Here is a 21,379-nt window from a genome sequence, read left to right on the forward strand (position 1 = left end):
CATCCGACCACCAGATGCTGCCGAATGACGTCTGTCGACCGCCCGAATCCATCGTCACCGTAAAATGGCGGTGAAACTGGAGGTGACGAATGGGTAGTGCCGACGACCGTCGCTTTGAAGTGCTGCGTGCCATCGTTGCCGACTTCGTCTCCACGAAGGAGCCCATCGGCTCCAAGACGCTTGTCGAGCGCCACAACCTCGGCGTTTCGAGCGCCACGGTGCGCAACGACATGGCTGTGCTGGAGGCGGAGGGCTACATCACGCAGCCACACACCAGCTCGGGCCGGGTGCCCACCGAGAAGGGCTATCGCGAGTTCGTCGACCGGATCGACGACGTCAAGCCGCTGTCGTCCAGCGAGCGCCGGGCCATCCTGAGTTTCCTCGAATCCGGCGTCGACCTGGACGACGTGTTGCGCCGCGCGGTGCGCCTGCTCGCGCAGCTCACCCGGCAGGTCGCCATCGTGCAGTACCCCACCCTGTCGCGCTCCACGGTGCGCCACCTCGAGGTCGTGGCGCTCACCCCGGCCCGGCTGTTGCTGGTGGTCATCACCGATACCGGACGCGTCGACCAGCGCGTCGTCGAGCTCGGCGACGCCATCGGTGAGCACGAGCTGTCGCAGCTGCGGGAGCGGCTCGGCGCGGCCCTGGAAGGCAAGCTGTTGTCGGCCGCGTCGGTCGCGGTGGCCGACCTGGCATCGCAGATGGACGGTCACGGCGGCCTGGGCGACGCGGTGGGCCGCGCGGCGACGGTCTTGGTCGAGACGCTGGTCGAGCACCAGGAGGAGCGGCTGTTGCTCGGCGGCACCGCCAACCTGACGCGCAACACCGCCGATTTCGGCGGGTCCCTGCGGTCGGTGCTGGAGGCGCTGGAGGAGCAGGTCGTGGTCCTGCGGTTGCTGGCCGCCCAACAGGAGGCAGGTAAAGTCACGGTACGCATCGGCCACGAAACCGAGGCCGAGCAGATGGCTGGGACGTCCGTCGTGAGCACCGCCTACGGCAGTTTGGGCAAGGTTTACGGCGGCATGGGCGTGGTGGGCCCCACCCGGATGGACTATCCGGGCACCATCGCCAACGTCGCGGCTGTCGCCCGGTACATAGGCGAGGTACTGGGCACCCGGTGAGGGTGCCCAGCAGTTCGAGAGATTAGGCAAGGTTCTTAGGCGTGGCACGCGATTACTACGGCCTGCTCGGCGTGAGCAAGGGCGCCAGCGACTCGGAGATCAAGAAGGCCTACCGCAGGCTGGCCCGGGAGCTGCACCCCGACGTCAATCCCGACGAGGGTGCACAGCAGCGGTTCGCCGAGATCAGCACCGCGTACGAGGTCCTCAGCGACCCGGAGAAGCGGCGCATCGTCGACCTCGGCGGTGATCCCATGGAGAGCGGCGGCGGTGGCGGCGGTGCCGGTGGCTTCGCCGGTTTCGGAGGCCTCGGCGACGTGTTCGAGGCCTTCTTCGGTGGCGGCGCGTCCGCGCGCGGTCCGATCGGCCGGGTGCGCCCGGGCTCGGACTCGCTGCTGCGCCTGCGGCTGAACCTCGAGGAGTGCGCGACGGGCGTCACCAAGCAGGTCACCGTCGACACCGCGGTGCTGTGCGACCTGTGCCAGGGCAAGGGCACGCACGGCAATTCGCAGCCCGCCCGCTGTGATACCTGCCACGGCCAGGGTGAGGTCCAGACGGTCCAGCGCTCGCTGCTCGGGAACGTCATGACATCGCGGCCCTGCCCGGTGTGCGGTGGTGTCGGCGAGGTCATCCCCGACCCGTGTCACCGCTGCGGCGGCGACGGCCGGGTGCGCGCACGGCGCGACGTCAGCGTGAAGATTCCGGCCGGCGTCGGTGAGGGCATGCGGGTGCGCCTGGCGGCGCAGGGCGAGGTCGGCCCGGGCGGTGGCCCCGCCGGCGACCTGTACGTCGAGGTCCACGAGCAGCCTCATGAACTGTTCCTGCGCGACGGCGACGACCTGCACTGCACCGTCTCGGTGCCGATGGTCGACGCCGCGCTGGGCACCACCGTCACCGTCGACGCCATCCTCGATGGGCCCACCGAGATCACCATCGCGCCGGGTACCCAGCCCGGTTCGATCACCACGCTGCGCGGCCACGGTATGCCGCACCTGCGGTCCGGGGTCCGCGGCAACCTGCACGCGCACATCGACGTCGTGGTGCCGACGCGGCTCGACAACCGTGACCTCGAACTGCTGCGCAAGTTCAAGGAGCAGCGGTCCCGCGACGTCACCGAGGTGCGCTCGACGCAGGCCGTCGCCGGCGGCGGGGGCGGCCTGTTCAGCCGCCTGCGCGAAACCTTCAGTGGCCGTTAGCCTTCGGGGCTATTGGTGAGCCGGGCGCTGTTCTACGTCGACGCGGTACCGGAGGTCGGCGGTCTCGCCGTCGTCGACGGCGACGAGGGCTTCCACGCGGCGACGGTGCGACGCATCCGTCCGGGCGAGGAACTCGACCTGTCCGACGGTGCCGGGGCGCTGGCGCACTGCGTCATCGAAGACGCCGTGAAGGGCCGGTTGACAGCACGGGTGCTGTCGATCACCGACGTCCCGGCCGCGGTGCCGGCGGTGACGGTGGTGCAGGCCCTGCCCAAGTCCGAACGCTCCGAGCTGGCCATCGAATTGGCCACCGAGGCCGGTGCCGACGCGTTCGTCGCGTGGCAGTCCGAGCGCTGCGTCGCGCGCTGGGACGGTACGGCCAAGGTGGAGAAGGGTTTACGGCGCTGGAGTGCGGTGGCCCGGTCGGCGGCGCGGCAGTCCCGTCGCCCGTACGTACCTTCGGTCAGTGGCCCGGTGTCGACGGCTGAGCTGGTCGCGTCGATCGGCGAGGGAAGCGACGGGACGGGTCACGTCACGCTCGTGTTGCACGAATCCGCGGAAGTTCCCCTGCGCGAGGTGGTTTCGGCAGCCACCGAGGCGGTGACGCTGATCGTGGGTCCGGAAGGCGGCATCACCGACGGCGAGGTGGCGGCGTTGGTGGGCGCCGGCGCCGTTGCCGTTCGGCTGGGGCCGTCGGTGTTGCGCACGTCGACTGCGGCCGCGGTTGCCTTGGGTGCGCTGGGTGTGCTGACGCCGCGCTGGCAGGTCTAGAACTCAGCGCGGCCGGTCAAGGGCAGCCGAACCTCTCAGCCGCCCAACCATGTTCGGGCAGGTGTCGCCGGCCGGCTAGCGATGCTCACCGCGCAGGTATGCCGCCTCTGCCTCGGCGACCGCGTCGTCGGCCTGTCGCGGTGTCGGCAGGTCGGGCGCGTTCATCTCGATGATGGTCTCGACGCGCTCTTCGTCGAGCCCTTCGGCCGCGAGGACGCCTTCGATGAGTGCCCGTTGCACCGCACGGCCCTTCATGTTCGCGAGCTTCGCGGTCGCCAGGATGTTGCGGGCAAGTTCGGCCTCGGGCATCGAGGCCGCCTTGGGCGCCAGCTTGATCCGCTGGATCGACCCGGCGATGGACGCCTCGGCCGTGACGTTTCCTGCGGGGTCGGAGACCGCGAACACCACCACCCGGGGTGCGTCGTCGTCCGGCGTTTCGTCGTCGGCGTCGTCCACCGCGCCACCGACATTGGGCGCCATGGCGTCCGCATAGGAGCCCGCCGTCTCGTCGTCGTACGTCTCGTGATCCGACGTCACCAGGTGGTCGAGACCCGAATCGCCCGGGTCCGGGTCGTCACTGCCGTCGGTGGTGAAGTAGTCGAGCGAGCTCTCGGGTTCGGCGAGATGCTCGTCGTCGTCGTGGTCGTCCCAAGAATGGTCTGACATCGATCAGATCTGCATCTGCTTGCCGAGGTTGGAACCTTCCTGCGCATCCGTCTGGTCGTATTGCGCCGCGGCCTTGTTCAGGTTCGAGGCCAGGTTGCGCGACTTGTTCATCATCTGCTCGCAGGCGGCCTTGCGCGCGTTGTTCGCAGCACTCAGTGCCGATTGCGTCGACATGCACAGCGGCCCGTGGGTCGCGAGCACCTTGACCTCGACGTAGGACGTGGTGTTGCCGGCGGCGCTGAACGTCGCGGCCGCATCGGTCTGCTTGGTGGAGAGCGCCTGCAACTCTGAGGTCTCCACGGTGAGCTTGCCGCCCATGTGTTGCTCCTTTCGGGAAAGCCGGAAAAACTAGGTTTCGGTCGTGATGCGCGGGGGCGCAGTGGGATTCGACGGGTCCAGGCTCACGTGCACGGGGCCTTTGGCGGTGTCGGGATCGACGGCCACCTCGACGTGGTGCGCGCCGTCGTCGAACGACACCTGGATGGGCGCCCGTCCCGCGGGCGACTCCGTCCCGGCTGCCGCGCCCGGCGGATTCGCTTCCGCGGGTTGGGCATTGGGGTCGGCGGCCGGATCGTCCGGCTTGCCGTCGCCGTCTTTGTCTTCGCCGAGCGCGTTGGGGTCCTGTGCGTTCGGATCCTGCTTGCCCTGCTGGGCGGCCTGGGCCGCCTGCGTCGCGGTCTGTGCCGCCTGGCCGGCCAGGCCGGCGAGGGTGCCGAGGAGACCGCCGCCTCCGCTGCCGGAGCCACCGCCGCCCATCTGCGGCAGCGACGGCATACCGCCCATACCGGACCCGGCGCCGGTGCCGGCACCCGATGCCGCTGGGGCGGACGGCATCTCGGGTACCTCGGGCATCTTCGGCATGCTCGGGGTGCCGCCGCCGGCGCCCGAACCGCCACCGGAGCCTGAGCCGCCACCGGAGCCTGAGCCGCCGCCGGAACCTGAACCGCCACCGGTGCCCGTCGGGCTGCCGGTGCCGGGCGGGTTGCCCGTGGGCGGACCGGACGGCGTGCCCGTTCCCGGCCGCCCGGGCTGGTTGGGATTGCCCGGCGCGTTCGGGTCGGCATTGCCGAAATCGGGTCCGTCGCCCGGCTTCTTCGCGGGCGGCGGCATGGTGCTCAGTGGCGGAGCGTGCGAGGCGCTCTGGTACATGCTCGTCGCCTGGCTCAATTGCGCCGCGTTGCTCGATGACTGCGCCATCATGTTGTTCATCGTCACGGCCGAAGCCGCGGCGGCGACGGCGACGGATGCGGCCTGCAGCGCGAGCGACTCGGGGGCGCCGATGACCGTCGCCTCCAGGGCCAGACAGACGGGGATCATCGCGCCCAGGCAGGTGGCGATGTTGTCCATCTGCTGGCGGCCCGCGTCGACCTGTTCGGCTTCGGCGCTCAGGATCTGCACGACGAAATTGTCGGCCTGCAGCAGCTGTTCGGCGCTGCCGATCTGTTCGGCGTTCCGGTTGGAGTAGGCCGTGGAGGACGTGCCTTGCCACACGGTCGGATAGGCGCTGCTGAGTCCGTCGCCGGCGGCCTGGAAGAGTTCGGCGCCGTCGGAGAACGATTCCCCGGTGTCCGGATCGCCGATGCCGAAACCGAGCCCCGCGAGGTCCAGGGCCCACAAGCCGCCCTCGATGATGGGCGTGCCGGCGGCCGCGGGCATCAGCATCTTGGCGATGTCGCCGGCATCGCTGATGAGCCCGACGGCGCCCATCGGATCGCCTTCCATCAGCTTCTTGACGTTGTCGGCGATGTCCGAGGCGGTGTCCAGGACGTCGTTGGCCTTGTCGAGGATGTCGTTGATCTTCTCGCCGAGGCTCGGGCTGTCACCGCCGTCGTGGTCACGCCGGTGCGAGTTGCCGTCGTGATCGTCGTGGCGCCGCGGGTTGTGGTCGTTGCGGTCGTTGTGGTTCGGCCGGGGGATGCGCACAGTGGGCTCGTCGTCGTGGCGCGGATGGCGGTTGCTCGGCGAATTGTGCGAACCGCCGTGATGACCGCGACCCCTACCCATGCAGAACCCTCCCCGATTCCTCATCGCCCCGGCGGACCCTCGCCGGTGAATCGAGCGTAACAGCGGCCGGCGCCCCTCCAATGCGCTAATTCCGAACTCCGCGACGTGGCCTTTCGGGCCAATCCTGTGGCCTGGGTTACAGCAATTCCTGCCAGTAAACACTAATTTCCTGCCAGCGGAATTAATCCTTTGACCTGCCTGTTTACATGGATGTCACAGCGGCTCGGGCCGCCAGGGGACAAAGACGGACAGAAGACGCGAAGGGAACACTCCATGAAGAATTTCGGAATTGCAGCAGTTATCGCCGGTGCATTGGCCGCCGGTGCCATGGGGTTCGCCGTTCCCGCCGTAGCCGCCACCGGACCGGCCCCGACAGGGGTGTAGGCAACTGTGGTGCCGACGGGAGTTGATCACCTGAACTGGCTGGACGACGTGCACCAGGGCGCCAAGTCGCCCAAGGTCGACACCAACGTCCACCAGAGCCGGTAATCGGCGACCCAACTACTACGCAACCCGCGGGCGGTACCGAAAGGTGCCGCCCGCGGCTTGCGTGACCAGCCAACTCGTTGGGCGTGCCTTCGGCCCGGCGGTAGAATGTGCTCCTCAGCTCGACACCAGAAAGCAGGCATCGAAAACCACGTGACGCCCCGCGATACGAACGCCGCCGCGTCGCGCTCCTCGGAGCTCGACCCGTCGGTTCGAAGCAGCATCACTGTTCCGCCTGATCTTGTCGTGGGCCTGCTCGGCTCGGCCGACGAGAATCTGCGAGCTCTCGAGAACCTGCTCGCGGCCGACATCCACGTCCGCGGCAATTCGCTCTCGATATCCGGCTCGCCCGCCGACGTGGCGAAGGCCGAGCGCGTGGTCAGTGAGCTCATCACGATTGCCGCCGGCGGGCAGACACTGACCCCGGACGTCGTGCGCCGCAGCGTCGGCATGCTCGACGGCGCCGACGCCGAGTCGCCGGCACAGGTGCTGACGCTCGACATCCTGTCGCGCCGCGGCAAGACCATCCGTCCCAAGACGCTCAACCAGAAGCGCTACGTCGACGCCATCGATGCCCACACCATCGTCTTCGGCATCGGCCCCGCCGGTACCGGCAAGACCTACCTGGCAATGGCCAAGGCCGTCAGCGCTTTACAGACCAAACAGGTCAGCCGGATCATCCTGACGCGTCCGGCCGTCGAAGCGGGCGAGCGCCTCGGCTTCCTGCCGGGCACGCTCAACGAGAAGATAGACCCGTATCTGCGGCCGCTGTACGACGCGCTGCACGACATGATGGACGCCGAGATGATCCCGAAGCTGATGGCAGCCGGGGTGATCGAGGTCGCGCCGCTGGCATACATGCGCGGCCGTACGTTGAACGACGCCTTCATCATCCTCGACGAGGCGCAGAACACGACCGCCGAACAGATGAAGATGTTCCTGACCCGCTTGGGTTTCGGTTCGAAGATCGTCGTCACCGGTGACGTCACGCAGGTCGATCTGCCCGGCGGATCGAAGTCGGGTCTGCGGTCGGCCATCGAGGTCCTGGACGGTATCGACGACATCCACATCGCTGAGCTCACGAGTGCAGATGTGGTGCGCCACAAGCTGGTTTCGGAGATCGTCGACGCGTACGAAGCGGCGGAAGCCAAAGTGAGCGAGCACGGTCTGGCCAACCGCGCGCACCGTCGAGCCACCGGCCGGACGAGGCGGTGACGCAGTGACGGTCGAGGTTTCCAACGAGTCGGGAATCGACGTATCCGAAGACGAGCTGATCAGCGTCGCGCGGTTCGTCATCTCCAAGATGGACGTCAACCCCGCCGCTGAACTCTCGATGGTCCTCGTGGACCAGTCGGCCATGGCCGATCTGCACATGCGCTGGATGGACCTGCCGGGCCCCACCGACGTGATGAGCTTCCCGATGGACGAGCTCGAGCCCGGCGGCCGGCCGGATGCGCCCGAGCCCGGGCCGTCGATGCTCGGGGACATCGTGCTGTGTCCCGAGTTCGCCGCGAATCAGGCTGAGGCCGCCGGACATTCACTGGGGCATGAGCTGGCGCTGTTGACCGTGCACGGCGTGCTGCACCTGCTGGGCTACGACCACGCCGAGCCGGACGAGGAAAAAGAGATGTTCGACCTGCAGCGTCAGCTGCTCGAGGAGTGGGTCGCCGACCAGGTGCACGCCTACCACAAGGATCGGCAGACCGAGAAAGACCGCCGGCTGCTGGACAAGTCGCGGTACTTCGACGAACCGTGACCGGGTTGACGCCGTTGATCGGCGCCATAGTGCTCGTCGTGATCGGCGGGGTGTTCGCGGCGATCGATGCCGCCATCAACACCGTCTCGATCGCGCGGGTCGACGAGCTGATCCGCGATGAGCGGCCCGGTGCGGTGCGGCTGGCCAAGATCGTCCGGAACCGGCCGCAGTACGTCAATCTCGTTGTGCTGCTGCGGGTTGTCTGCGAGGCTTCGGCGACCGTCCTGCTGGTCGACTACCTCGACGAGCTGATGACGCGCGGGTGGGCCCTGGTGTCCGCCGCGGCCATCATGGTTGTCGTCAGCTTCGTCGCCATCGGTGTCGGCCCCCGCACCGTGGGGCGGCAGAACGCGTACTCCATCTCGCTGCTGTCGGCGCTTCCGCTGCAGGTGATCGCGGTGCTGCTGACCCCGATCAGCCGGCTGCTGGTGCTCATCGGTAACGCCCTGACGCCGGGGCGGGGTTTCCGCAACGGACCCTTCGCCTCGGAAATCGAACTGCTCGAGGTCGTCGACCTCGCGCAGCAGCGGGGTGTCGTGGCCGCCGAAGAGCGGCGAATGATCAAGTCCGTCTTCGAACTCGGTGACACCCCGGCACGCGAGGTCATGGTGCCCCGCACCGAGATGGTGTGGATCGAGAGCGACAAGTCGGCCGGGCAGGCGACCTCGCTGGCGGTCCGCAGCGGACACTCCCGCATCCCGGTGATCGGGGAGAACGTCGACGACGTCGTCGGCGTCGTCTATCTCAAAGACCTTGTGGAGCAGACCTACAACTCCACCAACGGCGGTCGCGAGACCAAGGTGGCCGCGGTGATGCGTCCCGCGGTGTTCATGCCGGACTCCAAACCGCTCGACGAGCTGCTCAACGAGATGCAGCGCACCCGCAACCACATGGCGTTGCTGGTCGACGAGTACGGCGCGATCGCCGGCCTGGTGTCCATCGAGGACGTGCTCGAGGAGATCGTCGGTGAGATCGCCGACGAATACGACACCGACGAGGTGCTGCCGGTAGAAGAACTGGGCGACAACCGGTTTCGGGTGTCGGCGCGGCTACCGCTGGAGGACCTGGCCGAACTGTGTGGCTTCGAGGTCGACGGCGACCTGGACGTGGACACCGTCGGCGGGCTCCTGGCGCACGAACTGGGGCGCGTGCCGCTGCCGGGCGCCGAGGTCCGGGTGTCGTTCCCGTCGCATCGATCGCAGTACCCGGCGACCCTCCAGCTGCGGGCCGAGGGCGGCCGGGACCATCGCGGCCGGGTCCGGATCGGCACCGTCCTGGTGACGCCGGTGGAGCCGGAACGCACTGATGACGTGGAAGAAGGAGAACCCGATGAGTGACGAATTCCGTTCCGGCTTCGTCTGTTTGGTCGGCCGGCCGAACACCGGCAAGTCGACGCTGACCAACGCGCTCGTCGGCACCAAGGTCGCGATCACGTCGAATCGCCCGCAGACCACGCGGCACACCATCCGCGGCATCGTGCACCGCGAGGACTTCCAGATCATCCTGGTGGACACGCCCGGTCTGCACCGGCCGCGCACGCTGCTCGGCCAGCGGCTCAACGAACTGGTCAAGGACACGTATTCCGAGGTCGACATCATCTGTCTGTGCATCCCGGCGGACGAGGCCATCGGGCCCGGCGACCGCTGGATCTACCAGCAGATCCGTGCTGTCGCACCGCGAACCACGCTGCTGGTGGTCGTTACCAAGACCGACAAGGTGCCGCGCGACAAGGTGGCCGCGCAGCTGCTGGCGGTCAGTGAGCTCACCGAGGGCAAGGCCGAGATCGTGCCGGTGTCCGCGGTGGCCGGCGAACAGGTCGATGTCCTGATCGACGTGCTGGCCGGCAAGCTGCCGCCGGGGCCGGCGTTCTACCCGGACGGCGAACTGACCGACGAACCCGAGGAAGTGCTCATCGCCGAGCTCATCCGCGAAGCCGCGCTGGAAGGCGTCCGCGACGAACTGCCGCACTCATTGGCGGTGGTCATCGAGGAGTTCACCGAGCGCGAAGGCCGCACCCCCGAGCAGGGCGAGATGTGCGACATCCACGCCATCATCTACGTCGAGCGCGACAGCCAGAAGGGCATCGTGATCGGCAAGGGCGGCTCCCGCTTGCGTGAGGTCGGGACGGCGGCGCGGACGCAGATCGAGAAGCTGCTCGGCACCAAGGTGTACCTGAACCTGCGGGTCAAGATCGCCAAGAACTGGCAGCGTGACCCGAAACAGCTTGGCAAGCTGGGCTTTTAATCACCCGCGAGCGGCCGTGTCTGTACGCGACACGCGGGTCTTGGTGTGCCGTCCGCGCACGCTCGCGGCCGGCGAGCGCGACGATAGTGCTCGGTTCACGCGGCGTGTCGCGGGCAGACACGCACGCTCGCGGAAAATGAATGGACAGGGCCTCGGGGCAATGGCCAGGGCCTAGGGCTGAGTCCACCAGTTGTCGGGCTGCTTGGTGGCCCAGCCGGTGATCGCCTCCAGGCTGGCGGCCAGCGAGATCAGGAGCGGCTCGCTGCCTTCGGGGCCCATGAGCTGCACACCGATGGGCAGCCCGTCGGGGGTGAAGCCGGCCGGGATGTTGATCGACGGCCAGCCGAGTGCGTTCCACGGCCAGCACACCGGGCAGGCCGCGATGATGGCGCGGTCGGTGGCGGTGCTGCCCAGCCGGTCGAAGGCATCGATCAGCGGTGGCGGCTGCGCCGTGGTCGGCGCCAGCACGACGTCGACCAGGTTGAAAATCCAGCCGATGCGGCGCGCAAGCGTCTTCTCCCGCTGCCGTGCCTGCCGGAGGGCGTGTTCCGACATAAGCCACGCGGTCCGGATGTTGCTGCGGGTGCGCGGGTCCAATGCCACACCGGGTCCGACGCGGTCGCGCCATTCGGCGAGTCCGGAGGTGGAGCGGGCCAGGAAGTCCAGGGACAGCCGCAGCCCGTACTCGGGATCGGCCGGCCGGACCGTGTGACCGAGCTCTTCCAGTTGTCCCGCAACGGTGTTCAGCGCGGCCCGGATCTCCGGATGCAATCGGGCCGGGAACAGCGTGAACGGAAACTTGGTCGACAACGCGACGCGCAGGGGCCCCGGCGCCCGGCCGACGGCCTCGGCCGCCGCGATGGGCGCCGGCTTGTGCAGATCACCGTCGACGTTGCCGGCGGCGGCGTCGAGAACCAGCGCCGCGTCGGCGACGGTGCGGGCCAGCACACCGTTGACCGTGATGCCGTTGAAGGCCTCGGGCAGCGGCCAGGTGGAGATGCGTCCGCGCTGCGGTTTGATACCGACCAGATGGGTCCAGGCGGCGGGGATGCGGACGCTGCCCGCGCCGTCGGATCCGATTGCGGCGGTGACCAATCCGGCCGCGACGGCCGCGGCGCTACCGCCCGACGACCCGCCCGGGGTGTGCTCGCGCGACCAGGGGTTGCGGGTGTGCCCGAAACCGGGCCCGCTGGTGAACGGCCACTGGCCGAGCTCGCAGGTGTTGGTCTTGCCGACGATCACCGCGCCGGCCGCCTTCAGCCGGCGCACCACCTCGGCATCCGCGGTGGCCGGGGGTACGTCGCCGTCGGTGCCGAACCGGGTGGGCACGCCCGCGACGTCGACGTCGTCCTTGATCGCGATGGGTACGCCGAGAAGTGGAAGGTGTTGTCCGGCATCGCGTTTGCGGTCTGCTTCGGCGGCGTCGGCGAGCGCCTGTTCGGTGAAGACCACCCGGAAGGCGTTCAGCTCGAGCTGACTGGCCGCGATGGCATCCAGCGACTGCCGCACGATCTGCTGTGACGTCACCGTGCCGCTCGCGAGGCGGTACAACTGCTGGGTCAGAGTCGGGAATCGGGGCTGCGCGGAACGTTCGGCCATGACGATTTACGAGGATAGTGGTGCGCACTCGCCCGGCGCTGCCTAACGGAAGTTGTCGGTCCGTGATGGGACAATCGCCCGATGCGGTTGTACCGGGATCGAGCGGTCGTGCTGCGCCAGCACAAGCTCGGCGAGGCCGACCGGATCGTCACGCTGCTCACCCGCGAACACGGGCTGGTCCGCGCGGTGGCCAAGGGCGTGCGGCGGACCCGTAGCAAGTTCGGCTCGCGGCTCGAGCCGTTCGCCCACATCGACGTGCAGCTGCATCCCGGCCGCAACCTCGACATCGTCACCCAGGTGGTGTCCCTGGACGCGTTCGCCGCCGACATCGTCAACGACTACGGCCGCTACACCTGCGGCTGCGCCATCCTGGAGACCGCCGAGCGGCTGGCCGGTGAGGAACGCAACCCGATGCCGGCGCTGCAGCGGCTCACCGTCGGCGCACTGCGGGCCGTCGCCGACGGCAGCCGGCCCCGTGAACTGGTGCTCGACGCCTATCTGCTGCGGGCCATGGGGATCGCCGGCTGGGCGCCGGCCATCACCGAGTGCGCGCGCTGCGCCGCACCCGGTCCGCACCGGGCGTTCCATGTCGCGGCCGGCGGCAGCGTCTGTGTGCACTGCCGGCCGTCGGGATCGGTCACCCCGCCGCAGGGTGTGCTGGATCTGATGGCCGCGCTGCACGACGGCGACTGGGAGTTTGCGCAGGCCTCGCCGACGGGGCACCGCAGCCAGGCCAGCGGGCTGGTGGCCGCGCACCTGCAGTGGCATCTGGAGCGTCAGCTGCGGACATTGCCCCTCGTCGAGCGTGCGTACCGTCCCGATACCGCACTCATTGAGCAGCGCGTGACCCTACTCAGGCAGGATATTGCCCATGGCACTCAACCGGGCGCGCAAGACCAGCTATCCACAGCTGCCTCAGGCGCCTGACGACTATCCGATCTTCCCGGACGTTTCGACCTGGCCCGTGGTCTTTCCGGAGCTCCCACCGAACTCCAACGGCCGCTTCGCACGGCCGCCGCAGCATCCGTCCAAGGCCGTCGCACCGCAGATTCCCGCCGACCAGGTACCTAACCACGTCGCCGTCGTCATGGACGGCAACGGCCGGTGGGCCACCCAGCGCGGGCTCGGACGCACCGAGGGCCACAAGATGGGCGAGGCGGTGTTGATCGACATCACCTGCGGAGCCATCGAACTGGGCATCAAACACCTGTCGGTGTACGCGTTCTCCACCGAGAACTGGAAGCGCAGCACCGAAGAGGTGCGGTTCCTGATGGGCTTCAACCGCGAGGTGGTGCGCCGCCGCCGCGAGAACCTCAACGCGATGGGCGTCAACATGCGGTGGGTCGGGTCGCGGCCGCGCATGTGGAGCAGCGTCATCAAGGAGTTCGACATCGCCGAGCAGATGACCGTCGGCAACGACGTCATCACCGTCAACTACTGCGTGAACTACGGCGGGCGTACCGAGATCGTCGAAGCGGCGCGCGAACTCGCCGAGCAGGCGGCGGCCGGCAAGATCAACCCGAACCGCATCTCCGAGGCGTCGTTCGCCAAGCACCTGCACCGCCCCGACATCCCCGACGTGGACCTGTTCATCCGCACCTCGGGCGAGCAGCGCGCCAGCAACTTCATGCTGTGGCAGGCGGCGTACGCCGAGTACGTCTTCCAGGACAAGCTCTGGCCGGACTACGACCGCCGCGACCTGTGGGCGGCGTGCGAGGAGTACGTCAACCGCAACCGACGGTTCGGGAGGGCCTGATGGCGGACTTGTTGCAGCGGTTGGCAGCCGTGCTCGCCGACTCGGTGACCATCGTCGAAGAGACCGACGGCGCCCTCACCGTCGCGCACGACGGGACGGTGGCGTCACTGCGGGTGGTGAACATCGGCGAGGGACTCGACCTGGTCTCACTGACGCAGCCACTGGCATGGGATATCAAGCTGGACAACAAGGTTCGGGACCGCGTGGCCGACCACGCCGGTCGCACCATGCTCGGCTCGGTGGTGCTGGTCGAGCGGGCCGGTGATCCACGGTCCAACGGCGCCAAGAAGGTCGGCGACGTGATGCTGCGCTACAACTTCCCGGCCGCCGGACTCAGCGACGACGCCTTGTCCACCCTCGTCATGCTGGTGCTGTCCACCGGTGTCGACGTGCGGGCCGACCTGACGTCGTGACGCCGACGTGACCGTCATCCGGATCGTCGCCGCGGTGGTCGCCGACGAACGCGGGCACCTGCTGGTCGTCCGCAAACGCGGCACGACGACGTTCATGCAACCCGGCGGCAAGTTCGAACCGGGGGAGTCGCCGGTCGACGCGCTGGCCCGCGAGATCCGGGAGGAACTCGGGGTCGGTATCACCGACGTGCGGGAGTTGGGTCACCACACGGCGGTCGCGGCCAACGAACCCGGGCACACGGTCGACGCCGAACTGTTCCTCGTGCAGCTCGACGGCGCGCCGCAGATCGCCGCCGAGATCGAGGAGATGGCCTGGATCGATCCGTCGGCACCCGGCGACATCAAGCTGGCGCCGCTGACGGCCGAGGCGGTGCTGGACTGGGCGCGGAGCCGGGCGGCGCTGGAGCCCTGAACCTCAGGCGCCGGTGCAGGCCGAGCACACCCCGAAAATCTCGATGGTGTGACTGACATCGGAAAAGCCGTGGGCGGCAGCGGTTTCGGTGGCCCAGGCCTCGACCTCGGTGCCGGCCACCTCGACCGTGGCGCCGCACTGCCGGCACACGAGGTGATGGTGATGGTGGGCCTGCGAGCAGCGCCGGTAGAGCGCCTCACCGCTGTCGTTGCGCAGGCTGTCGACCTGTCCGGCCGCGGCCATCGACTGCAGGGTGCGGTAGACGGTCGTCAGACCGATGCCCTCGCCGCGGCGGCGCAGTTCGTCGTGCAGCTCCTGTGCGGACCGGAATTCTTCGACGTTGGTGAGCAGCGCCGCGATCGCGGTGCGCTGCTTGGTGGACCGGGTGGGAGCGCTCACGACCGGTCCTCCTCGACGTGCGCGATGGCGTCGACGACGATGTGCGCGAGGTGATGGTCGACCAGGCGGTACATCACCTCGCGGCCGGCGCGTTCACCCGCGACGACCCCGGCCGACTTGAGGATGCGCAGGTGCTGGCTGACCAGGGGCTGCGGGACTTCCAGGGCGTCGACGAGTTCGTGCACGCAGCGCTGGGACTCCCGCAGCTGCATCACGATGGCGATGCGGATGGGCGCGGCGAGGGCGCGCAGCAGGTCGCCGGCGGCGTCGAGCGTGTCCCGCGGCGGGGACGACGGAAACGGCGCGCCGCTGTGCTGGTGGTCGAGCTCGTCATGCGTAGTGGTGGGTGGCACCCCGGTAACTCCCGGCTATTGGAAATAGTTTTCATTTAGCTTTCCATGCGCGCATACGCATGTCAAAGGTGGGTGCGACATTGGCCGATCAGCGGGGCCTTTAGGCTGGACGGGTTGCATCCCAGCTGACTCGAGGAGTGCTCGAACATCGTGGCGTCCATCATCGACACCGTTGCCAACCTGGCCAAACGCCGTGGTCTGGTCTTCCAGTCCGGCGAAATCTACGGCGGCACAAAGTCTGCGTGGGATTACGGGCCACTGGGTGTCGAGCTCAAGGAGAACATCAAGCGCCAGTGGTGGAAGTCCGTCGTCACGTCCCGCGACGACGTCGTCGGCCTGGACAGCGCGATCATCCTGCCCCGTCAGGTGTGGGTGGCCTCGGGCCACGTCGCGGTGTTCAACGACCCGCTGGTCGAGTGCCTGAACTGCCACAAGCGGCACCGTCAGGACCACATGCAGGAGGCCTACGCCCTGAAGAAGGGTCTCGATGACCCCGATGCCGTGCCGATGGACGAGATCGTCTGCCCGGACTGCGGCACCAAGGGCCAGTGGACCGAGCCCCGTGACTTCAACATGATGCTCAAGACCTACCTCGGGCCCATCGAGTCCGAGGAAGGCATGCACTACCTGCGCCCGGAGACCGCACAGGGCATCTTCGTGAACTTCGCCAACGTGGTGACCACCGCGCGCAAGAAGCCGCCGTTCGGCATCGGCCAGATCGGCAAGAGCTTCCGCAACGAGATCACGCCCGGCAACTTCATCTTCCGCACCCGCGAGTTCGAGCAGATGGAGATGGAGTTCTTCGTCGAGCCCTCGACCGCGCCCGAGTGGCACAAGTACTGGATCGACACCCGCTTCCAGTGGTACGTCGACCTGGGCATCAACCCGGAGAACCTGCGGCTCTACGAGCACCCGCTGGAGAAGCTGTCGCACTACAGCGCCGGCACCACCGACATCGAGTACAAGTTCGGCTTCGCCGGCAACCCGTGGGGTGAGCTCGAAGGTATCGCCAACCGCACCAACTTCGACCTCAGCACGCACGCCGAGCACTCGGGCGTCGACCTGTCGTTCTACGACCAGGGCACCGACACCCGCTACGTGCCGTACGTCATCGAACCCGCGGCCGGCCTGACCCGCTCGCTGATGGCGTTCCTGGTCGACTCGTACCACGAGGACGAGGCCCCCAACGCCAAGGGCGGCGTCGACAAGCGCACGGTGCTCAAGCTCGACCCGCGCCTCGCGCCGGTCAAGGCCGCGGTGCTGCCGCTGTCGCGCAACGCCGATCTGTCGCCCAAGGCCCGCGACCTGGCCGCCGAGCTGCGCAAGAACTGGAACGTCGAGTTCGACGACGCCGGCGCCATCGGCCGCCGCTACCGTCGCCAGGACGAGATCGGCACGCCGTACTGCATCACGGTCGACTTCGACTCGCTCGAGGACCACGCCGTGACCATCCGCGAGCGTGACGCCATGACCCAGGAGCGCGTCGCCATCGACGCCGTCAGCGACTACCTCGCGGTGCGCCTCAAGGGCTGCTGACGGCCGACTGGCCAACCGTCGTATGCGCACCGGTGAGAAATTGCCGCCGGGGACCCGCAGCAGGCTCGAATAGGCTTGTGGGCCAGGGGCAAGGGACGCCGGAGGGGGCGACAGTGACGGTTCTCGGCGCATTTCTTTCGACGTGGGACGACGCGCGCGCGACGTTCGGGTCCGGGACGCCGGTCGGCGGTGCCGAATTCGACATGAGCGACCAGTTCCACGAACTGCGCAGCACGGTGCTGTCGGCGGCGACCGGCGGCGAGTGGACGGGCACCGCGGCCGAGGCGTACGACGACCGCAACCGCGCGCATGCCGGGGCCATCGGCAGGCTCGCCGAACTCGACCGACGGCTCGGTGTCGAGGTCGACCGGTCGGCTGCCGTGGTGACAGCGGGCCGCCGCGATCTCGACTCCGTCAAACAGTGGGTGGTCGACGCGGCCGCCAGCGTGCCGCCCACCGCCGCGGGTGACCGTGTACTGCTTCCCGTGGTGGTGAAGGGGACGGCCGAGATCGCCGACATCATCAGCCGGTCGAACGCCGATATGGATGCCATCGCGGCGCGCATCCGCGAGATCGGTTCGGGCTATGAGGAAATCGCCGGGCGGGACGGACGCGATCCCGGCGATCCGAACGGAAAACCGGAGGACCCGCCGGCCGACAAACACCCGGGCGACACCATTCCGGCGCCGCCGCCATGGGCGAAACATGATGGCGGGGCTGGAGAGTGGGGTTCGCAGCCGTGGTACGCGCGGGGTGACGACGCCGCCTTCAAAGCCGCCATCGAGGCCGGGCTGCCATTGATCGGGCTCAAGTGGCCGCATGCGGCCGACCTGATGGACCACTATCTCGACAACACCGGGAAGCTCTACAACCTCGATGTGAACTCGATGATGAACGACATCCCGCAGATGCGCGCGCGAGCCGACGCCAAGATCAATGACGAGGTCAACCGGATTGTCGCGGACGCCGCGGCGACGGGGCAGTACGGCCGGCCGGTGGCGTTCCGGACAGGCTGGGACGGCTATTACATGGATGCCGAGGCCAATCCCGACTGGTACCACGCTGTCGGCGGCGTCGACATGTCGGTCGGTGGGGTGGTCACCGTCTACCCGCCGGACACTCCGGGCGGGCCGCCTCGCGTCCACGTCGAATCGCAGGTGAACGTGGCGGATCAGTACAACTGGGACGAAGGGAAGGAGACCAAGGTGGGACCCGTCACGATCACCGACAAGGACATGGGCGGCCTCCAGACCGCAGGCATGGCAAGGGAATTCGAGATCGCGGGGGCGTCGTCGGTCGCGACGCACGACGGGGTGCCGCGGTGATACGGCACCTGGGAATGTTGGCCGCCGTCCTGGTGATGTGCGCGTTCTCCGCGTGTTCGGTCGAGAAAACAGGAGAGCAGAAGGTGTCTGCGGAAACGGCCGCGGCGTTCGGCGATGTGACACTGCCGCAGGGCGCGCAGGTTCTGGCCACCGCCACCGATGCGGGCCGGGATACCCGCTACCGGCTGTCCCTGCGGCTGACCGACAGCCAGCTGCGCGAATTCCTGGGCCAGTTCCCGGCGCAGCCGCGGCCGTCCGAGATTCCGAAAACCATCACCGTGCTCGCCGGGCCGTCGCCGGCGACCGCGTCCAAGCCGTTGTTCCTGCAGGACAAGGTCACGACCAAGGACCACAAGCTGGTCAACCGCGAGGTCGTCGTCGACGAGCGCGGGCCCGACGAGGTGTACGTCCACCTGTCGCTGTACACCACCTGACCGAAGTGCTGAGCAGTCTCTCAGCACCCGTCGTCGATCCCGTTGCGCTCCCGGTATAGCGTGACGCCCATGACACGAGTTTCGGTGATCACCGGCGGTGCCGGCGGGATGGGCCGGGCGACGGCCGAGATCATCGGGCGGGACCACACGGTGGTGCTGGCCGATGTGCGTCAGGACCGTCTCGACGCCGCGGCGGCAGAACTGTCCGGTCTCGGGATCGCCGCAATACCGGTCCACGCCGATGTCACCGACCGGGTCGCGGTGGACCAATTGTTCGCCACCGCAACAGAGTTCGGTCCGATCGTGTCGGTGATCCACGCTGCCGGCGTCAGCCCGAGCATGGGGCCGGCGGATTACGTGGCACGCACCAATGCGATCGGCACCGTGAACGTCAACGAGGCCTTCTACCGCTTCGCGGACGCAGGTGCGGCGATCGTCAACGTGGCGTCGATGGCGGCACACCTGCTGCCCGACGAGATCATCCCCACGGCGAAGTTCCCGCTGGCCCTCACCGACGCGGACGCGTTCCTGGCCGAGATGCTGGCGGCCTGTGCGTTCGCGCCCGAGGAACTGCGCTCGGGCATGGCCTATGGCGTGAGCAAGAACTTCGTCAAGTGGTACAGCAGCTCTCAGGCCGAGCGCTTCAACGGCAAGGGGCTGCGCATCGTCTCGGTGTCGCCGGGCTCGGTCGACACCGAGATGGGACTGCTCGAGGCCGACGCCGGCGCCGGTGCGATGGTCATGAACGCCGCGGTACCGCGCTGGGGCAAGGCCGAGGAGATGGCCGAGCTGTTCGCGTTCTGCGCCAGCGACAGGGCCGGGTACCTCACCGGCACCGACATCCTGAACGACGGCGGCGTGGTCGCCTCGATGCGGGAACGGGCCCGTCGCGCCGCCGCGGCGGGCTGATCGCTCACCGCGACTAGAACCGCCCGCCACCGCCGGAGAAGCCGCCGCCGGAGCCACCGAAACTCGTTGAGCTCCAACCGCCTCCGTGGCTGCCACCACCGCTGCCGCCGCCGCGGATCATCCCCGACAAGATGCCGCCGATGATGATGCCGCCGATGTCGCCCGCGGTACTCGAACCGGTCCCGGCGTAGGCCTGGCGGGCGGCGCGGACGTCGTCGTCGGCCAGTCTCTGGGCCTGAGCTGCCAGGGCGTCCGCGGCGTTGGCCTGTTCGATGGCCGCCGGCAGGTCGGTGGCCTGTGCTGCCTGGGCGGCTTCGAGGCGGCGCTGCGCCTCGGCCAGCCGGGTACGGGCTTCGGAACCGACGCTGCCGCGGCGGGTGTCGATGAAATCCGAGACGCCCCGCACCCGGGACTGGGCCGCCAGCAGTGCCTGACCGAACGACTGCCGGAGCCGGTTCAGGGCAGCGGTTTCCTCCGAGATGGTCGCGAGGAGCTTGTCGAGCTGCGAGTCGGCGGCGGTCAGTTGGGTGAACGCGCTCAGCGGATCGGCCGCGCCCGACGCCTGCGCGTTCGAAACCGCTTGTACCGCAGCGGTACGCGCGGCCGTCAGCTCGGCGTAGTGCGCGCCGGGCGGTACCGCTTCCGCGGCCTTGATGCCGTTCTGGATATCGGAGATCGCGGCGGGCAGGGCGCTGATGGCGTGGGCGATATCGGTCGCGGCACTGTCGACCGAATCGAGCAGCCGTTGTGCCTGACCCAACGCCGATTCAGCGGCGCGGATGGCATTGACCAGGGCAGCCTGGCTGTCGCCCGGCTTGCTGACCAACGCGCGCGCGGTGGTGATGTTCTGGTCGGCGAACGTCAGCCGTTCTCTGGCGCCGTCCACGTTGCCGGCCACCGACGCCAGCGCGGTCTCGGTGAACTGGCCGTGCAGCCCGGTCAGGGTCTGCTGGGCCGGCTCGATGCGGGCGGTCAGGGCGACCATCTGCTGTGTCAGCGCGTCCAGCCGGGTCGGCGCGTTGATGACAAGGTCGCGCATCTGATGGAAGGCGGTGCGCTGGTTCTCCAGTTCTCTGTCGGCGCGGGCCGCCGAGACGACCACCTGGGTCAGGAGATCGCGGCGTTGTTGCGGCGTCTCGGGCACCGCGTCGTCGAGCGTCTGGCGCACGCTGAACGCCTGTGCCATGGCGGCTTTCGCGTTCTGCACGGCGGCGATGAACGGCGCGGTGTCGTGCTCGCCGAATTCGCCGACGGCCAGGGCCAGCTCGTTGTCGCTGGTGCGCACGGCGTTGTCGACCTCGACGAGGATCGACTTGGACAGGTCCTCCAACGTCTCCGGCGGCATCTTCGCGAGGACCGCGGGATCGGTGGCGTCAGCCTGCTGCGCGGCGTTGAGGTCGGCCTGCCGGCGCTGCCGACGCCGCCGCCGGGCCCACCAGATGAGCCCGGCGAACGCGACGCCGATGACCGCCAGCGCAATCACCAGCCCGACCCAGTTGAACGGCGCAGACGAGGCCCCGCGAAGTCCGTCGGCGGCCGCGACGGCCGCGCCCGCCCAGTCGCCGTCGTGCAGCTTGGCCTCGACGATCTCCTGGCGCAGGCGGTCGACGTCCACATCGCCCGTCGCGGCCTCGGGGACCAGGAGCGCGTAGGCACGATCCTTGATCGCCACGGCAAGGATGGCGTCGTGGTTGCCCAGAAAGCTTTTGCGCCAGGTGCTTTCTGCCCAGTCGCGGGGACTGGACTCGGAGAAGGTGTCGACATAGACGACCCACAACCGGGTACCGCGCTTGTCGTACAGCTGCTGCACCGCGCCGGAGACCTGGCTGCGTTGTTGCGCGTTGAGCGCACCGGCCCCGTCGGTGACGTAGTCCGGGAGCCGCATGGGTGGTTCAGCGCACGCGACCGGGGCCAGCAGCGTTCCCGCCAGCAGGACCGAAATCATCAGCCAGAGCACTCGCACGATGCGCATGTCGCTCAATGTAGTGACAGGGTATGTGGT

General features: G+C 68.5%; 22 protein-coding genes. 15 read left to right on the forward strand and 7 right to left on the reverse strand.

The genetic code is table 11. From position 1 onward, the window contains the following. Window positions 1–89 precede the first annotated feature (89 nt). From hrcA to ACJH6J_RS12975, 3 genes are read left to right on the forward strand one after another with little or no spacing between them, the layout of a single operon-like run. Window positions 90–1,121 (forward strand): heat-inducible transcriptional repressor HrcA, encoded by a 1,032-nt coding sequence (gene hrcA / locus ACJH6J_RS12965; RefSeq protein WP_212812251.1) that lies wholly within the window; start codon window positions 90–92, stop codon window positions 1,119–1,121. A gap of 41 nt (window positions 1,122–1,162) precedes the next feature. Continuing rightward, window positions 1,163–2,314 (forward strand): molecular chaperone DnaJ, encoded by a 1,152-nt coding sequence (gene dnaJ / locus ACJH6J_RS12970; protein WP_212812250.1) that lies wholly within the window; start codon window positions 1,163–1,165, stop codon window positions 2,312–2,314. A gap of 15 nt (window positions 2,315–2,329) precedes the next feature. Next, complete coding sequence (locus ACJH6J_RS12975; RefSeq protein ID WP_318985309.1) at window positions 2,330–3,085, forward strand: 16S rRNA (uracil(1498)-N(3))-methyltransferase; 756 nt, start codon at window positions 2,330–2,332, stop codon at window positions 3,083–3,085. A 75-nt stretch (window positions 3,086–3,160) separates the two neighbouring features. Here ACJH6J_RS12975 and ACJH6J_RS12980 read toward each other — a convergent pair whose 3' ends face one another. The 3 genes from ACJH6J_RS12980 to ACJH6J_RS12990 are packed head-to-tail and all read right to left on the reverse strand — an operon-like array spanning window position 3,161 to window position 5,755. Further along, window positions 3,161–3,751, reverse strand: coding sequence for a hypothetical protein (locus ACJH6J_RS12980; RefSeq protein ID WP_318985308.1), 591 nt, complete (start codon window positions 3,749–3,751; stop codon window positions 3,161–3,163). A gap of 3 nt (window positions 3,752–3,754) precedes the next feature. Beyond that, window positions 3,755–4,069 carry an ESX-1 secretion-associated protein gene (locus ACJH6J_RS12985; protein ID WP_064980653.1) on the reverse strand — a complete coding sequence of 105 codons (315 nt, stop codon included), beginning with the start codon at window positions 4,067–4,069 and terminating at the stop codon, window positions 3,755–3,757. Window positions 4,070–4,099: 30 nt separating this feature from the next. Continuing rightward, the gene (locus tag ACJH6J_RS12990; RefSeq protein ID WP_406804042.1) at window positions 4,100–5,755 is read right to left on the reverse strand and encodes an EspA/EspE family type VII secretion system effector; all 1,656 of its coding nucleotides are present in this window, start codon (window positions 5,753–5,755) and stop codon (window positions 4,100–4,102) included. Between the two features lie 639 nt (window positions 5,756–6,394). Between ACJH6J_RS12990 and ACJH6J_RS12995 the strand changes: the two genes are divergently transcribed. Genes ACJH6J_RS12995 through era form a run of 4 tightly spaced genes read left to right on the forward strand, consistent with a single transcriptional unit; the run spans window position 6,395 to window position 10,241 of the window. Further along, window positions 6,395–7,456, forward strand: coding sequence for a PhoH family protein (locus tag ACJH6J_RS12995; protein ID WP_064982702.1), 1,062 nt, complete (start codon window positions 6,395–6,397; stop codon window positions 7,454–7,456). A gap of 4 nt (window positions 7,457–7,460) precedes the next feature. Next, complete coding sequence (ybeY, locus tag ACJH6J_RS13000) at window positions 7,461–7,997, forward strand: rRNA maturation RNase YbeY (RefSeq protein ID WP_020102089.1); 537 nt, start codon at window positions 7,461–7,463, stop codon at window positions 7,995–7,997. Further along, on the forward strand, window positions 7,994–9,334 hold the full coding sequence (locus ACJH6J_RS13005; protein ID WP_212812245.1) for a hemolysin family protein: 1,341 nt from the start codon (window positions 7,994–7,996) through the stop codon (window positions 9,332–9,334). The genes ybeY and ACJH6J_RS13005 overlap by 4 nt, the downstream gene beginning before the upstream one ends. Next, complete coding sequence (gene era / locus ACJH6J_RS13010) at window positions 9,327–10,241, forward strand: GTPase Era (protein ID WP_212812244.1); 915 nt, start codon at window positions 9,327–9,329, stop codon at window positions 10,239–10,241. The genes ACJH6J_RS13005 and era overlap by 8 nt, the downstream gene beginning before the upstream one ends. Before the next feature lie 171 nt (window positions 10,242–10,412). Here the strand turns inward: era and ACJH6J_RS13015 are convergent, their stop codons facing one another. Continuing rightward, entirely contained in the window at window positions 10,413–11,840 is a 1,428-nt protein-coding gene (locus ACJH6J_RS13015) for an amidase (protein ID WP_406804043.1), read from the reverse strand. An 81-nt stretch (window positions 11,841–11,921) separates the two neighbouring features. On the opposite strand from ACJH6J_RS13015, the gene recO reads away from it, so the two are divergent. The 4 genes from recO to ACJH6J_RS13035 are packed head-to-tail and all read left to right on the forward strand — an operon-like array spanning window position 11,922 to window position 14,421. Continuing rightward, on the forward strand, window positions 11,922–12,767 hold the full coding sequence (gene recO, locus ACJH6J_RS13020; protein WP_212812242.1) for a DNA repair protein RecO: 846 nt from the start codon (window positions 11,922–11,924) through the stop codon (window positions 12,765–12,767). Beyond that, window positions 12,712–13,596 carry a decaprenyl diphosphate synthase gene (locus ACJH6J_RS13025; RefSeq protein ID WP_212812241.1) on the forward strand — a complete coding sequence of 295 codons (885 nt, stop codon included), beginning with the start codon at window positions 12,712–12,714 and terminating at the stop codon, window positions 13,594–13,596. The genes recO and ACJH6J_RS13025 overlap by 56 nt, the downstream gene beginning before the upstream one ends. Then, a complete protein-coding gene (locus ACJH6J_RS13030) occupies window positions 13,596–14,009 on the forward strand; it encodes a hypothetical protein (protein ID WP_212812240.1) in 414 nt (137 codons plus the stop codon). Before ACJH6J_RS13025 ends, ACJH6J_RS13030 begins: the two co-directional genes overlap by 1 nt. A 7-nt stretch (window positions 14,010–14,016) precedes the next feature. After that, window positions 14,017–14,421 carry an NUDIX domain-containing protein gene (locus ACJH6J_RS13035; protein WP_318985305.1) on the forward strand — a complete coding sequence of 135 codons (405 nt, stop codon included), beginning with the start codon at window positions 14,017–14,019 and terminating at the stop codon, window positions 14,419–14,421. Between the two features lie 3 nt (window positions 14,422–14,424). Here ACJH6J_RS13035 and ACJH6J_RS13040 read toward each other — a convergent pair whose 3' ends face one another. Both ACJH6J_RS13040 and ACJH6J_RS13045 read right to left on the reverse strand, forming a co-directional pair. Further along, a complete protein-coding gene (locus tag ACJH6J_RS13040; RefSeq protein ID WP_212812238.1) occupies window positions 14,425–14,820 on the reverse strand; it encodes a Fur family transcriptional regulator in 396 nt (131 codons plus the stop codon). Then, window positions 14,817–15,173: a metalloregulator ArsR/SmtB family transcription factor gene (locus ACJH6J_RS13045; RefSeq protein WP_212812237.1), complete on the reverse strand. Its 357-nt coding sequence runs from the start codon at window positions 15,171–15,173 to the stop codon at window positions 14,817–14,819. Before ACJH6J_RS13045 ends, ACJH6J_RS13040 begins: the two co-directional genes overlap by 4 nt. A 150-nt stretch (window positions 15,174–15,323) precedes the next feature. Here ACJH6J_RS13045 and ACJH6J_RS13050 point away from each other — a divergent pair, with 150 nt between their 5' ends. The 4 genes from ACJH6J_RS13050 (at window position 15,324) to ACJH6J_RS13065 (ending at window position 19,377) form a co-directional block, all read left to right on the forward strand. Further along, window positions 15,324–16,709, forward strand: a complete 1,386-nt coding sequence (locus tag ACJH6J_RS13050; protein ID WP_318985304.1) for a glycine--tRNA ligase — start codon at window positions 15,324–15,326, stop codon at window positions 16,707–16,709. A gap of 113 nt (window positions 16,710–16,822) precedes the next feature. Further along, window positions 16,823–18,034, forward strand: a complete 1,212-nt coding sequence (locus ACJH6J_RS13055) for an EspA/EspE family type VII secretion system effector (protein ID WP_318985303.1) — start codon at window positions 16,823–16,825, stop codon at window positions 18,032–18,034. Between the two features lie 83 nt (window positions 18,035–18,117). Next, entirely contained in the window at window positions 18,118–18,468 is a 351-nt protein-coding gene (locus ACJH6J_RS13060; protein WP_318985302.1) for a hypothetical protein, read from the forward strand. Window positions 18,469–18,537: 69 nt separating this feature from the next. Further along, a complete protein-coding gene (locus tag ACJH6J_RS13065; protein ID WP_318985301.1) occupies window positions 18,538–19,377 on the forward strand; it encodes an SDR family oxidoreductase in 840 nt (279 codons plus the stop codon). A 13-nt stretch (window positions 19,378–19,390) separates the two neighbouring features. Here ACJH6J_RS13065 and ACJH6J_RS13070 read toward each other — a convergent pair whose 3' ends face one another. After that, window positions 19,391–21,349, reverse strand: a complete 1,959-nt coding sequence (locus ACJH6J_RS13070) for a TPM domain-containing protein (RefSeq protein ID WP_406804044.1) — start codon at window positions 21,347–21,349, stop codon at window positions 19,391–19,393. Window positions 21,350–21,379 lie beyond the last annotated feature (30 nt).

The organism is Mycobacterium sp. SMC-18 (genome assembly GCF_045310895.1).
GTDB lineage: Bacteria > Actinomycetota > Actinomycetes > Mycobacteriales > Mycobacteriaceae > Mycobacterium.